The 14,159-nt window shown below is 54.6% G+C and carries 14 protein-coding genes; 9 read left to right on the top strand and 5 right to left on the bottom strand.

Annotated elements, in window-relative coordinates; translation table 11 throughout:
* The first annotated feature begins 98 nt into the window (after window positions 1–98).
* From TH468_RS03055 to TH468_RS03030, 5 genes are all read left to right on the top strand, one after another.
* On the top strand, window positions 99–785 hold the full coding sequence (locus tag TH468_RS03055) for a fumarylacetoacetate hydrolase family protein (protein WP_085642138.1): 687 nt from the start codon (window positions 99–101) through the stop codon (window positions 783–785).
* A 70-nt stretch (window positions 786–855) separates the two neighbouring features.
* Window positions 856–1,653, top strand: a complete 798-nt coding sequence (gene xth, locus TH468_RS03050; RefSeq protein WP_085642137.1) for an exodeoxyribonuclease III — start codon at window positions 856–858, stop codon at window positions 1,651–1,653.
* A gap of 177 nt (window positions 1,654–1,830) precedes the next feature.
* Window positions 1,831–2,661, top strand: coding sequence for a hypothetical protein (locus TH468_RS03045; RefSeq protein ID WP_085642453.1), 831 nt, complete (start codon window positions 1,831–1,833; stop codon window positions 2,659–2,661).
* 477 nt (window positions 2,662–3,138) lie between these two features.
* Complete coding sequence (locus tag TH468_RS03035) at window positions 3,139–3,990, top strand: OmpA family protein (RefSeq protein WP_085642135.1); 852 nt, start codon at window positions 3,139–3,141, stop codon at window positions 3,988–3,990.
* A 26-nt stretch (window positions 3,991–4,016) separates the two neighbouring features.
* Window positions 4,017–4,214 carry a YqaE/Pmp3 family membrane protein gene (locus tag TH468_RS03030; protein WP_007088905.1) on the top strand — a complete coding sequence of 66 codons (198 nt, stop codon included), beginning with the start codon at window positions 4,017–4,019 and terminating at the stop codon, window positions 4,212–4,214.
* 87 nt (window positions 4,215–4,301) lie between these two features.
* On the opposite strand, the gene TH468_RS03025 is transcribed toward TH468_RS03030, so the two are convergent.
* The 4 genes from TH468_RS03025 to htpG all read right to left on the bottom strand — a co-directional run bounded on the left by TH468_RS03025 (window position 4,302) and on the right by htpG (window position 8,817).
* The gene (locus tag TH468_RS03025) at window positions 4,302–4,532 is read right to left on the bottom strand and encodes a hypothetical protein (RefSeq protein WP_085642134.1); all 231 of its coding nucleotides are present in this window, start codon (window positions 4,530–4,532) and stop codon (window positions 4,302–4,304) included.
* 46 nt (window positions 4,533–4,578) lie between these two features.
* Window positions 4,579–5,904 (bottom strand): deoxyguanosinetriphosphate triphosphohydrolase, encoded by a 1,326-nt coding sequence (locus tag TH468_RS03020; RefSeq protein WP_085642133.1) that lies wholly within the window; start codon window positions 5,902–5,904, stop codon window positions 4,579–4,581.
* A 128-nt stretch (window positions 5,905–6,032) separates the two neighbouring features.
* Entirely contained in the window at window positions 6,033–6,812 is a 780-nt protein-coding gene (locus TH468_RS03015) for an SDR family NAD(P)-dependent oxidoreductase (protein WP_085642132.1), read from the bottom strand.
* Between the two features lie 121 nt (window positions 6,813–6,933).
* Entirely contained in the window at window positions 6,934–8,817 is a 1,884-nt protein-coding gene (gene htpG / locus TH468_RS03010) for a molecular chaperone HtpG (RefSeq protein ID WP_085642131.1), read from the bottom strand.
* A 276-nt stretch (window positions 8,818–9,093) separates the two neighbouring features.
* Here htpG and TH468_RS03005 point away from each other — a divergent pair, with 276 nt between their 5' ends.
* Window positions 9,094–9,420 (top strand): HPF/RaiA family ribosome-associated protein, encoded by a 327-nt coding sequence (locus TH468_RS03005; protein WP_085642130.1) that lies wholly within the window; start codon window positions 9,094–9,096, stop codon window positions 9,418–9,420.
* Window positions 9,421–9,479: 59 nt separating this feature from the next.
* Here the strand turns inward: TH468_RS03005 and TH468_RS03000 are convergent, their stop codons facing one another.
* On the bottom strand, window positions 9,480–10,070 hold the full coding sequence (locus tag TH468_RS03000) for an NADPH-dependent FMN reductase (RefSeq protein ID WP_085642129.1): 591 nt from the start codon (window positions 10,068–10,070) through the stop codon (window positions 9,480–9,482).
* 124 nt (window positions 10,071–10,194) lie between these two features.
* On the opposite strand from TH468_RS03000, the gene soxR reads away from it, so the two are divergent.
* From soxR to TH468_RS02985, 3 genes are all read left to right on the top strand, one after another.
* A complete protein-coding gene (gene soxR / locus TH468_RS02995) occupies window positions 10,195–10,686 on the top strand; it encodes a redox-sensitive transcriptional activator SoxR (protein ID WP_085642128.1) in 492 nt (163 codons plus the stop codon).
* 130 nt (window positions 10,687–10,816) lie between these two features.
* Entirely contained in the window at window positions 10,817–13,672 is a 2,856-nt protein-coding gene (locus TH468_RS02990; RefSeq protein ID WP_085642127.1) for a helicase-related protein, read from the top strand.
* Between the two features lie 75 nt (window positions 13,673–13,747).
* Window positions 13,748–14,152, top strand: coding sequence for an RNA-binding S4 domain-containing protein (locus TH468_RS02985; RefSeq protein WP_085642126.1), 405 nt, complete (start codon window positions 13,748–13,750; stop codon window positions 14,150–14,152).
* Window positions 14,153–14,159 lie beyond the last annotated feature (7 nt).

Genomic DNA, 14,159 nt, shown 5'->3' with positions numbered 1-14,159 from the left:
ATGTGTTCTGTTTTTATTTCTCGACCATTTCAATTTGCCGGTGGCTTGGGTATCAGTAAGGACAATATTTCCATCAGGATTTCCTTCAGGGGGCCACCATGAGTTTCGTCTTTCCCGCTGCCACGCCGGTTACCGTTCCGGTGCAGAATTCGGATCAGCTTTTCCCGGTCAATCGCATCTTCTGCATCGGCAAGAATTATGCCGACCATGTGCGCGAAATGGGCTCCGACCCGGCCGATACCCCGCCCTGCATTTTCATGAAGCCGACCGACTGCCTGAAGGTTGGAAACGGTGATCTTGCCTATCCGTCGGGAACCGAAGACCTCCATTACGAGGGGGAGCTTGTTGTGGTCCTTGGTGCGGGGGGCAAGAACCTTGATCGTGCGGCGGTTGAAGCCGCCATTTTCGGATATGCTGCGGGCCTTGATATGACCCGCCGTGATGTGCAGGCCGGCCTTAAGGACCGTCGCCTGCCGTGGGATATGGCCAAATCCTTTGACGATTGTGCCGCGATTTCGGCAATTCGCCCCAAGGCAGGCGCAGGCAATCCGCAGGCAACCAATCTTAAACTGTCGGTCAATGGCGCGGTCAAGCAGGATGATACGACCGCCAAGATGATCTGGCCGATGGTTGACGCGCTGGTACATCTGTCGACCCTGATCGAGCTTAAGGCAGGTGATCTGCTGTTTACCGGAACGCCCGAAGGTGTCGGTCAGGTTGTTCGGGGTGATCGCATGGATGTGGTCATTGCTGATGTCGCCGAACTGTCGGTTGCATTGAAATAAAGCCAATCCAGTCGGATACAGGGATTAAAGGGTCAGGGCCCAATCACCCCATCAGGAAACGGAGTCCGTTTTGAAAATCGTCAGCTGGAATATCAATTCCGTTCGATTGCGCATCGAACAGGTCATAAAGTTTTTAGAAGAACAACAACCCGATGCGTTGTGTCTTCAGGAACTGAAATGCCCGGACGAGCATTTCCCCCACGAGGCATTTGAAGCCGCCGGTTACATTCATCGTCATAACCACGGCATGAAAAGCTATAACGGTGTCGCGATCCTGTCGCGGTTGCCGTTTGCCAAAACCGACATCAAGCATTTTTGTGGCAAGGAAGATCGCCGCCATTGCATGGTGACGTTTGAAAACGGGGTCGAGCTGCACAATTTCTACATCCCGGCCGGGGGCGACGAACCGGACGTGACAATCAATGAAAAGTTTGCCCACAAGCTTTCCTTCCTTGATGAAATGACCGCATGGTGGGCGGAACGCCGGGTTGCCGACCCGGATCGCAAGGCCATTCTGGTCGGGGATTTCAATATTGCCCCGTCGGAAAATGACGTCTGGTCGCACAAACAGCTTTTGAAAGTTGTCAGCCACACACCGATCGAAGTCGAAAAGCTCGAAGCATTCCGCAAATCTGGTGATTTCGTGGACTCGGTACGTGAAATCGTCGAAGAGCCGGAAAAACTGTTCAGCTGGTGGAGCTATCGTTCACGCGACTGGCGGGCCAGCAATAAGGGACGTCGTCTGGATCATGTCTGGATGACGCCGAATATGGCCGGAACGGTGCGCACCGCATCGGTCTATGACCTTGCCCGTGATTGGGAAAAACCATCCGATCATGCACCGGTGGTTGTCGAGTTCAATATCTGAATACCGTTTTTTCAGCATCAAACAGCGGGCCGGATTTATCCAGCCCGCTGTTTTTTCATCTAAAATGACTTGATCAGGTGGCGTACCGGGGCGAAGCTTCTGATTGAAACAGGAAACGAACGTCCCCAATTCTTTAAGCAGTTTTATCCCGATGAAACAAAAAACAGGATACGGGCAATGAAAAAGATCCTCATCGCGTTGGCAGCCACCATTTTGCTGGTCGTTGCCGGACTGGTGTATGTCTATGTCAATCTTGACAATATCGTCAAAGCAACCATCGAAGAGGCTGGAACCCGTGTGACGCTGGCCGATGTGACGGTGGATAATGTCAAGATTGAAACCACCCAGAACACGGCCTCCATTGGCGGGCTGGTTGTCGGGAACCCGGATGGTTTTGAAACCGACCATGCCTTTTCGCTGGGCAATATTTCGGTTCGACTGGATGGTTCGACGCTTACCAGCGATACCATCCGCGTGATCGAGGTGATCGTGGATGCGCCCAGTGTGACCTACGAATTGGGGCAGGGGTCGTCAAACATCGCGACCATTCAGCGCAATGTTGAAAGCTTTGTCCAGCGTGTCTCCGGCCCGACCGGTGCAGGTGGCGACAAGGCAGATACCGCCGCCGATGACGGTTCGGGCACCAAGGTCGTGATTGATAATGTCTATATCCGCAACGGCAATGTCAGTGTGTCGGCCGCGATGCTGCAGGGTAAAAAACTGTCTTCGGGACTTCCTGAAATCCACCTGAAGGACATTGGCAAGCAAGAAGGTGGTGCGACCCCGGCGCAAGTCGCCGAGGAAATCATCACCGCCCTTAACACCGCGGTGTTCAAATCGGTTTCCAGTCTGAATGTCGATGGACTTTTGCAGGGGGTCGGTGACCTTGGCAAAGGTGTCACCGGATTGATTGGCGGTGCAGCAACCGGAACCGGCGGCGTGGTCAAGGACGGTGCGGGTGCCGTCGGTGATGCGGTCAAGGGACTGTTTGGCGGTTCGTCCGAATAACGGGACTCGGAACCGGAATTACGGGATATTTCAATAATATCCTTATAATCAATGTCTTGGCGGAAGGGGCGGTTACTGCTCCTTCCGTTTTTCTTTTTAACGGCGAATTGACGGTACTGCCACACCGCACAAGGACAATCCGTATATTACTGATATGAGGTTTTCTCTATCTCCCTGCTTTTTTTCATGAATTTGGTTTCCATATATTTTGGGGTATGGAAACATTTCACCAATGGACGGTGTCGTCTTGGGGAATCTTGTTCGGCAATATGAACCGGAAAGATTATTTTCGGGGTCTGGTCACTCTTCCGATCTGGTCATCGACACGATTTACACCGCCAAACAAAGATCGATGCATTGCATTGGTTGCGGGGCGTTTGCCATCAAGCCGGATCAACCGGTTGGTTATGCGCTCTGAAAATAAAATATTGGGATTGGGATCATTATTGTCGTCATCCAGACAAGGAGTGAAGACCGATGAGAGCTAAACTGCTTTTTGCTGTTTCCGCAGCTGCCTTTCTTGCGGCCTGTGCGAACATGGATATTCCGGGCGTTCGCGGGATGACCGATACGGGGTCGGCATTTGATGCAGCCCTTCATCAGGCGTATTCCGACCTTGCGCAAGCCGAATATGACGAAGCGGACTGGGCGGATGCGCGTTACTTCACCAATCGCGCGAAAGCGGCGGCGATGGGACAGGATACCGGTCCGCAACCATTGGCAGATCGCAACCTGCCCCAGGAAGGTCTGGCAGAAATCAGTGTTGCACGGGCTGATTTGATGGCGGCCTTTGATGGGGGCGGACGGGACAAGGCACCAGAGGCTGCCGCGCGGGCCCAGGCTGCTTTCGATTGCTGGATGCAGGAACTTGAAGAAAACATTCAGCAGGAAGACATCGATAATTGCCGTGCCTCGTTCTATCAGGCACTTGCCCTTGTTCAGGCGGAATTTGATCAAAAGCCGATGGCCGCGGCTGCGCCGATGATGATGCCTGAACCGATGAAAATCTACTTTGCGTTCGACAGTGCCGTTCTTGGTGACAAGGCGATGCCGGTTATTGACGGGATTGTCGAAGCATATGAAAGATACGACCCGAAAATGATCAGTCTTACAGCCTATGCTGACCGGGCCGGTGATCCGATGTATAATGACATCCTTGCCAAATCGCGCGTTGATGCGGTGGTCAAGGCATTGCGTGATCATGGCGTCAGCCCCAGCAGGCTTGCCATCAGCATCAGCGGCGAGGCCAACGTACCGGTTCCGACCGCCGATGGTGTCGCGGAAAAAGGCAACAGGGTTGTTACGGTGAAATTTGAAGACGGCATGTAAGCCGACATAACAAAGAGGATGAATATATGCGGTTACTCATCGCGCTTCTGCTGCCATGGTTGTTGTTCTTTACCATCGGGCGGCCCATTGCAGGTATCATCTGCCTGATCTTGCAGATTACCCTTCTGGGGTGGATTCCGGCTGCAATCTGGGCAGTCTATGCGTTGAGCCAGTACAACACCGACAAAAAAATCAGTCAGGCCATGGGCGGTGGGCAGGGTTAATTCCCCATAGCCCATTCGATGGTATTGATGATTGGCGGTTGAACCGCATAGCATATGAAAGGCAGGCCTTCGGGCCTGCCTTTTTTGTTAATACATGTGGCGACGAACCCCGCCGATAAACCGCGATATCAGCCGTGAAACGGTAAAACGTGTGATGGCAAACGTAACGAAACCGGCAATCCCGGGCCAGTACCATGCCTGTATTTCGGGCCGCGTGCTTTGTTCAACCAACCCGTAAACGACGGCCGCCAATCCTGCGCCCGCCATAAAAGCCAGACGCCTGCGATAGCGACCGATGAACGGGGCAAATAACCACATCGTCCCGTTCCCTATGCTTGCGTCCGGCCGTTACGATTGCCGCGCATCAATGCTGTCCGCCGCCGATATCGCGCGCAAGGCGGGCGGCAAAGTCATCGGTCATGCCCGATATGTAATCAAGGATCGTCAGATACAGGTTGTAAAGCGGTGCGCCGACCGGCATCGAATCATTGCCGATCAGTTCGCGAACCCGCCCGGTCCGATAGGAAAGCTCTGCGTCATCCTTGGCCTGATGGATTTCAAGGGCTGTTTTGCAGAAGGTATCAAGCAGCGTTTCAAGGCAGGCAAATGCGCCGACCTCGATCTGGACTTTGCGCCGGTTCAGAATGATCTGCTTTTCGGAAAACTGTTTGGCGGTCGCGATCATTTCGTTGAACGGGCCATCGGCACAGGACAGAAGATCACCATCGACTGCCCCGTTCAGCAACTGCTCCTCGCGCAAGACAAAGGCATCGGTCAGCGCATCAAGAAGCCCGGTGATGATCTTGCCGCGCAGGAAGGTCATCTTGCGCCGGATGTTGGTTTCGCGGTGATATTCGCTAGGAATGTCGCCCAGGATGCAGGGCAATAGCAGATTTTCAAAGACGCTGAAATCGACCAGTTCCAGCTCCACACCATCTTCGATATCAATCAGGGCATAACAGACATCATCGGCCGCCTCGACCAGATAAACCAGCGGATGGCGGCAAAACGATTGCGCACCGGTGCGGATCAGGCCGGTGGCATCGGCGACCTCGGTCAGAAGGTCCATCTCGCGCTGAAATGCACCGAATTTCATTTTTTCAGGATAGGGACTGCCAATCGCCGACCATGGATATTTTACGAAACTTGCCAGCGTCGCATAGGTCAGGCGCATGCCGCCGTCATAAAGACCGCTTCGTTTATGGGTCAGCAACCTGAACCCCTGCGCATTGCCTTCAAAGGTGGTCAGATCGGCGCGTTCTGCCTCTGACAACGGCGCAAGATATTTGGGATCGGCATCCAGAAACCACTGACGAACGGCATATTCCCCGGCATGGCCGAATGGCGGGTTGCCGATATCGTGGGCAAGGGCGGCGGCCTGAACAATGGCGGCCATATGATCGGGTTCAATTCCGTCGGGCAGGTGGCCTTTTTCGGCCAGCTGATGGCCGACCATAAGTCCCATGGACCGTGCAACACAGGATACTTCAAGGCTATGGGTCAGGCGGGTATGGACATTGTCGTTTTCAGGCAGCGGATGAACCTGCGTCTTGCGTTGCAGACGCCGGAAAGCCGACGAAAAAATGATCCGGTCATAATCCTTGTGAAAATCGGATCGACCGAACGCACCGACGCTTGAATGTCGTGTGCCCAGACGTTCAGGCGACAGCAATTTTTGCCAGTTCATCATCGGTTTTGCATCCTGAGGCTATCGGTCGCATACATGTTCGTGTCGCACTATGGCGCAAACTTCATGACATAATCGTAAAGTGACGGGCTTAAAATGTCGGACGATGCATCATTTCATGCACGTTTACATTATCCCGGCGTTGCCGCCGAACCGGCCAGCAATCCACCATCAATTGTCAGTTCCGTTCCCGTCATGTAAGCGGCTTCATCCGATGCCAGCAAAACGGCAAGTGCCGCGACTTCGTCCGGGGTGCCGAAACGTTTGGCCGGTGTATCAGCGACAAGGGCTGCCATGCGGGCGTCGCGATCCGGACCGTTGCCAAGCATCGGTTCCCACATCGGTGTCAGAATGGCGGCGGGATGGATTGAATTGCAGCGAATATTGTAACCCTGTTGGGCGCAATATAGCGCGACAGTTTTGCTGTGATTGCGAATGGCCGCCTTGGACGAGGCATAGGCCGCCGCAGCCGGAATGCCAACCATTCCCGAGCGCGATGAAATATTAATGATCGAGCCCGATTTACGCTGGCGCATGGCCCTGATGGCGTAGCGACACCCCATAAATGTACCGTCAAGATTAACCTGATGGACTGCGCGCCAGTCGGCAAGTGATGCATTTTCCGGATCATGTGCGACGATGCCGCCTTCAAAACCAGTAATGCCGGCATTGTTGACCATGACATCAATGGCCGGATAGGCATCGGCAAGTTTTTGCCAGTCATCCTCGTTGCCGACATCAAGGCGCATGGTTTTACAACCTGTCTCCTTGGCAAATGCCAGAAGCGCGCCTTCGTCTCGGTCAGTTGCTATGACGTCAGCACCTTCTTTGATAAAGGCTTTTGAAATCGCAGCACCAATGCCGCGCGCCGCACCGGTTATGATGCAAATCCGGTTTTCAAGTCGTTTCATGGTCGCTTCGTTCCCTGTTCGGCCTTTGATGGCCTTTGCCGGTTTCGGTGTTATAGCCAAAAAGAAAGCGGCGCGTCCATCGACGCGCCGCCATCTTTTGTACGGTGTGGGCAGGGAAAGCTTAGCTACCGAGACCTTTTTCCATCACCAGATCAAGGCGACGGGCAAAGCTGACCGGGTCGGGCAGGGCTTCGCCTTCCAGAATCCGGGCCTGATCAAGCAACAGCAGGGCGGCGTCATGAAGGATCGGGGTCTTGGCGTCCTTGATGGCAATGTCCGACAGCTTCTTGATCAGGCTGTGTTTCGGGTTGATTTCAAGGATACGCGGGCTGATTTCATCAACACGGTTATGCTGCTTCATCAGGCGTTCCATGCGCAAATCCATGCCGGTTTCATCGGCAATCAGGCAGCAGGCCGAACTGGTCAGGCGATCTGATTCACGGACGTCCTTGATGTTGGTGCCAAGCGCAATCTTGATCGATGCGATCAGGGCATCAAGCGATGCATCGGACGCCGCATCGTCTTTCTTGTCGTCCTTGGCATCATCCTTGTCATCGGATTTGACGTCGGCAAGGTCTGCACCGCCACGGGTGACCGATTTGAAGTCTTTTTCTTCAAACTGGCCAACAGATGGCAACCAGAATTCATCCACCGGGTCGGTCAGCAGCAGAACTTCGATGCCCTTGGCGGCAAAACCTTCAAGCTGCGGGCTGCGTTTGAGCGCATCGACGTCTTCGCCGCTGATATAGTAGATCGCCTTCTGACCATCCTTCATGCGGGTGACATAGTCGGCAAGCGTTGTCCAGCCATCCGAATGCGTGGACCGGAAACGTGCCAGTTTCAGGATGCGGTCGCGGTTGGTGTAGTCTTCATACAGGCCTTCCTTGACGACAGAACCGAAGTTTTCCCAGAAGGTTTCGAAGCCTTTCGAGTCTTTCTTCGATGCGGTTTCAAGTTCGGACAGCAGTTTTTTGGTCAGGCCGTTTTTGATTTTGGTCAGGACCGGATTGTGTTGCAGCATTTCGCGCGAAATGTTCAGCGGCAGATCCTGGCTGTCGACAACACCGGACACAAACCGCAACCAAGGCGGCAGAAGATCATCAGCGCCCTCCGTGATGAAGACCTTTCTGACATAAAGTTTCAGATGCCCTTTGCGGGCCGGATCATACAGATCGAACGGGCGCATGGTTGGCAGGAACAGAAGACCGGTATATTCAATCGCGCCTTCGGCCTGATAGTGGATGGTTTTCCACGGATCGTCGAAGGCATGCGAATTGTGTTTGTAGAATTCCTTGTACTGCTCGTCGGTAATGTCGGACTTCGGACGGGTCCAGAGTGCCGATGCCTCGTTCAATGTTTCGTCATTGCCGTCTGCCTTCATCAGGACAACCGGGATACCGATATGGTCGGAATAGGTTTTGACGATATGACGCAGGCGGTGTTCTTCGGTGAATTCCTTGAAATCATCGGTCAGATGCAGGGTGATCTGGGTGCCATGGCCTTCCATTTCGGCTTCGGCGATGGTGTATTCGCCCTTGCCATCCGATGACCATTTCCACGCCTGATCTTCACCGGCCTTTTTCGTGACGACTTCGACCTGACCCGCAACCATGAAGGCGGAATAGAAACCGACGCCGAACTGACCGATCAGGTCAACATCCTTGGCCTTGTCGGATTTCGACAGGGCTTCGACGAATTTTGCCGTTCCGGAATTGGCAATCGTGCCAAGGTTTTCGATCAGGTCGGTCTTGTTCATCCCGATCCCGTTATCGGCAATCGTCAGAACATTACGAACGTTATCGGTCAGAAGACGAACCTTGAATTCTGAATCCCCGGCGAGCAGTTCCGGTTTTGCAATCGCCTCGTAGCGCAGCTTGTCGCAGGCATCCGAAGCATTGGAAATGAGCTCGCGCAGGAAGATGTCCTTGTTCGAATAAAGCGAATGGACAACGATATCGAGCAGGCGGCTGACTTCAGCCTCGAACCGCATTTTTTCTTCCGTCATGACCTCTGTGTTCTCCTGTAATTTCAATCCACTATGTGCAATTTGCGCTGTTGGGTCCCGATTTGGCAACCTTCAGGCAGTGCTTGATATGCGTCAACGCATCTTGCAGCGCAAGCCCTGTATCCTAAGTATATAAAAAGACGGTTTCATTACAGGGCACGAGGCTTGCAGAAGTTGTCTTGGGTCCTGTCCTGCCCCGAAACGGCAAACGTTTCGGATAATTGCAAGGTGCAATGCCTTGTGAATGTCTCAGGCTCTATAACAGGAGGCCGCAATATGAAGGTTCCCGTTCAAATCACCTACCGTGATGTTGATCAATCAGATGCGCTGGACGAGCGGATCCGCTTCAAGGTGCAAAAACTGGAAGAAACCTTCGACCGAATGACAAGTTGTCATGTCATCGTGGAAAGACCCCATTCATCCCGCGCACAGGGAAACCGCTATGCGGTTCATTTCGGAATTCATGTGCCGGGTAAGGAGATTATGGTTAAGCGCGACAGTGCCGATCATGCCCATGAGGATGTCTATATCGCGCTCAAAAACAGCTATCAGGCCGCGCGCCGTCAACTCAAGGAATATGTCGACCGGATGCGCGCCCACTAGGGTTCCTGTTAACAACAGCGAGTAATTGAAATGACGGGGCGGTCAGTTGACCGCCCCGTTCATGATATCGCGACCTCCAGCAATTCGGTTCTGGCTTGCGGATAACGGCCATCGCGCAATGTGCGGGCCCACCATTTCAGATCATTGACCATGTGTTTAAGGGCCGTATTGGCCCCGGCTTTGTCGATCGGATAACCATTCGGATCAAACTGGTCCCAGACATTGGCAAAGCTGACAACGTCGCGCATGGTCACGACATGCAATTCGGCAAAAACCAGTCGCAATTGTTCGACCGCCCGCAAACCACCCGACATCCCGCCATAGGACACAAACGCCAATGGCTTTCGGCGCCATTCAGGCTTGGCAGCGTCGATCAGCAATTTCAGTTCGCCGGTAAAGCTGTGATTGTATTCCGGGGTTACAATCAGAAAGGCATCGGCTTCGGCCAGGCTGGTCTGTAGTTCGGCAATGCCGGGATGGGTATTGCCGACATTACGCGACGGCAGATCAAGTTTGGCGGGATCGGTGACATCAATCGACAGGTCCGGGTCCTTTTTCAGGATTTCGACGGCCCATCCGGCAACCGTGTCACAGAACCGGTTTTCGCGCGCACTGCCATAGATGACAGCAAGATTGAATGACTCTTTCATGGCGTGACTCCTTGATTATTTCGCAGCAAGGAGTCATTCTATAGAACCTTAACATTAGTTCAGGTCAATAACGGATTTCGAATGCAGCACTGCATCGGGAAAAAATGACGAAAAGGGCAGGGAAATGGGAAAAGGCGGCGTATTGCATCGTTATCTGAGCGTCGGGGAGGTCGCAAAAAGAAGCGGTCTTGCCGTATCAGCGATCCATTTCTACGAGCGTAAGGGGCTGATTGCCTCGATCAGAACGGATGGCAATCAACGACGCTTTCCGCGCGGTGTCCTGCGCCGGGTTGCGATCATCAAGGTGGCGCAACGCACCGGCATTCCTTTGGCGGAAATCGGCAATGCGTTATCAGGACTGCCAAATAACCGGGCACCGACAACACAGGACTGGGAAAAGCTTTCATCGCGGTGGCGTGATGATCTCGATAGCCGGATCGAACAATTGACCCTGCTGCGCGATCAATTGGGCAAATGCATCGGGTGTGGCTGCCTTTCGATCAGCGACTGCCCGCTTCGCAACCCGTTGGATGAACTGGCAACGGATGGTCCGGGGGCGCGGTTGCTTGAACTTGATGACGTACAGGATCACGAACCGTCAGATGGAACGTCTTGATCCGTAACGGAATGCATTGGGATACTCTTGCCGATGCGGCAGAATGCTTGACATTGTGCGATGCGGCGTGTTGAAAGGCGCATTGATCTAGGCGCGCGAAATCATCCGCGATGCCTGCTGGAAAAGTTTGATGCAGATTTCAACCCGAACCGGTCCCCGTATCCTTGCCATATTGGGGCCCACCAACACCGGCAAGACCCATCTGGCCATGGAACGGATGTTGGCGCATACCTCGGGTATGATCGGTTTTCCGCTGCGGCTTCTGGCGCGCGAAAACTATGATCGCGCGGTCGCCCGTGTTGGCAAGGGTGCGGTTGCCCTGATCACCGGCGAAGAACGCATCCTTCCGAAATCAGCACGCTATTTCCTGTGTACGGTCGAAGCCATGCCGGTCAACAAGCAGGTTGATTTTCTGGCCATCGACGAAATCCAGATGTGTGCCGATCCCGAACGCGGGCACGTCTTTACCGACCGGCTGTTGCATGCGCGCGGTATCAGCGAAACCATGTTCATGGGGGCGGAAACCATCCGTCCGGTGATCCGCCAGCTGATCGACAATGTCGAATTTGATACGCGCGCACGGTTTTCGACTCTGACATATAACGGATCGAAAAAGATCCAGCGCCTGCCATCACAATCCGCCGTCGTGACATTTTCCGCACAGGAAGTTTACGCCGTTGCCGAACTGGTCCGCCGCCAAAAGGGCGGGGCGGCTGTTGTGCTTGGCGCGCTTAGCCCGCGCACGCGCAATGCCCAGGTCGAGATGTTCCAGAATGGCGAGGTCGAACATCTGATTGCGACCGACGCGATTGGCATGGGGCTTAATCTTGAACTGAACCATGTGGCCTTTGCGGCTCTTCACAAGTTTGACGGGCAGTTCAATCGCGGGCTTACGGCGGCGGAAACCGCCCAGATCGCCGGGCGCGCCGGACGTCATATGAATGACGGCACCTTTGGGGTGACGGGCAATCTTTCGGGGATCGATCCCGATATTATCGAACAGATCGAAGCCCACGAATTCGAACCGCTTGCCAAAGTCTTCTGGCGCAATGCGCGACTGGATTTCAGAACCGTCGATGCCTTGCAGAAATCGCTGCGCAAGCGGTCGGACAACCCGACGCTTGTTCTGGCGCGCGAACCGGTCGATGAAGTCATGCTGGCGCATTTATCGCAGAACGAAGACGTCGCGCGCATCGCATCGGCTCCGGATCGGGTGCAACTATTGTGGGAAGTCTGCCAGATTCCGGACTTCAGAAATATCCATACCGATGCGCATCCAAGGCTGCTAACATCCATCTATCGCTATCTGGCAAAACCAAATAGTAAACTGCCGGTCGACTGGTTGGGCGAACAAGTCTTGCGCCTGGACCGTTATGATGGTGATATCGATCAGTTGTCATCACGGTTGGCGGGTATTCGCGTCTGGACTTATGTATCGCACAAGCATCACTGGCTCGAAGATGCCAATCATTGGCAGGAACGTACGCGGGCCATTGAGGATAAGCTCTCTGATGTGCTACATGAACGCCTGACCCAAAGGTTCGTTGACAGACGAACTTCGGTTTTATTGAAAAGTCTCAAGGACAAGTCTGAACTCATGTCTACCATCACTGCGAATGGTGAAGTCCAGGTCGAAGGTGAATACGTCGGCCGACTGGAAGGATTCCGTTTCATCGCCGATGAAACCGATGCTGCGTTTGAAGGCAAGGCAATCGCCAGTGCTGCACGTCGTGCACTGACTGGCGAAATTGCGCAGCGTGTCAAACAACTGGAAACCGATGAAGACGACAAATTCGCGGTGAATGGTCAACTGGAAGTCCTGTGGAACGGGGCGGTTGTCGGTGGGCTGAAAAAGGGCGACACCGTCCTCAGCCCTGACGTCCAGGTCATTGACAGCGAGTTTTTTGACGGCCCGACCCGCGAACGCGTACGGACCCGTCTTCAGAATTTCGTCAACGCCCATATCGAAGCGCGCCTGAAAATGCTGACCCGCCTGCGCGATTGTCAGCTTCCCGGTCCGATTCGCGGCCTTCTGTTCCAATTGAACGAAGGTCTGGGCTGTGTCCCGCGTGCCGATCTTGAAAGCCTGATCAAGGATCTTTCGGACGAAGACCGCAAGGCGCTGGCCAAGCTTGGCGTGCGGTTGGGGGTTGAAACGGTTCATGTGCTGGATGCGCTGAAACCTGATCCCGTCGAACTGCGTGGCATCCTTTGGGCGATTTCGCGCGAACTTGATGCTTTGCCCGAACTGCCACCGGCAGGCCGGACGTCGGTTCCAAATGATCGCAGCAATTCCAAGGGCTTCTATCTGGCTGCCGGCTACATGCCGGTCGGGCCGCTTGCCGCGCGTGTCGACATGCTCGAACGTTTTGCCGCATTGCTGCGCCAGAAGGCGCGTGAAAATGATGGCAAGGTAAAACCGGATCCCGATCTTCTGTCGCTTCTGGGCTGCACGGTCGAGCAGGCCGAAGGCGTGTTTACCGCCCTTGGCTGGCGTGCCGAGGTGGTCAAGGTCAGCAAGGCTGAACTGGATGCCAAAGAAGCCGCGAAAAAGGCTGCTGAACCTGCTGCTGTGACCGCAGATGCACCGGAAGCTGCTGCTGAAGCCGTAAATGCCGATGAGGCGGCCAAAGAAGCTCCGGCCGACGCCGTCAGCGAAACGCCCGTCGAAGAAGCTGCCCCGGCAGCCGGTGAAGCTGAAGCCGAGCCGGAATTCGTCGAGGTTAAATATTTTGTCCGTGTCGACCGCCGCAAGCGCGGTGGTGCCGGCAAAGGCCAGCGTGGCGGTCCGCGTCAGGAGGCCCATGGCAAAGGCGCGCCGAAAGGCAAAGGCGGTCAACGCCCGAACCGTGGCGGCCCGAACAAGGGCGGCGATCGTGGCGGCAAAGGTCAGGGGCGTCCGAACAATGCACCGGCCAAAAACAATCAGATCAACGAGGATTCACCGTTTGCCAAGCTGAAGGAAATGCTGGCGGCAAAGGGCTGATCCCGACCTGTTTTCTGTGATGCGGCGACCCTTTACGGGGTCGCCGCATTGCGTTTGGGATGGTAAAATCAATCCATGACACTTGATCAGACAGGCAACAAAGTCCGTATCGATAAATGGCTATGGTATGCGCGGTTCTATAAGACCCGTTCGCTTGCCAGCAAGGCATGCCAGTCGGGCCATATCGTGTTGAACGGCCAATCCGTTTCGAAGGCCAGTGTTACGGTCGTTGTCGGGGATCGGCTGCAATTCTTTCAGGGGCCTCATCTGCGTGTGATCGAAGTGGTTGCACCGGGCGAACGGCGTGGCCCCGCACCAGAAGCCCAGCAGCTTTACATTGATCACTCGCCACCACGGGTGGCGAAGAAAGAAGTCGCATCGGATATACGGACCGCTCCGATTGCCGAGCGCGAAGCTGGAAGCGGGCGCCCGACCAAGGCCGAAAGGCGCGCAACGGACCGGTTGCGCGGCGATGAATAAGTTTTAT

This window comes from Thalassospira sp. MCCC 1A03138, assembly GCF_002115785.1.
Taxonomy (GTDB): Bacteria; Pseudomonadota; Alphaproteobacteria; order Rhodospirillales; family Thalassospiraceae; genus Thalassospira.
This window is presented reverse-complemented; position numbering and strand designations above follow the sequence as displayed.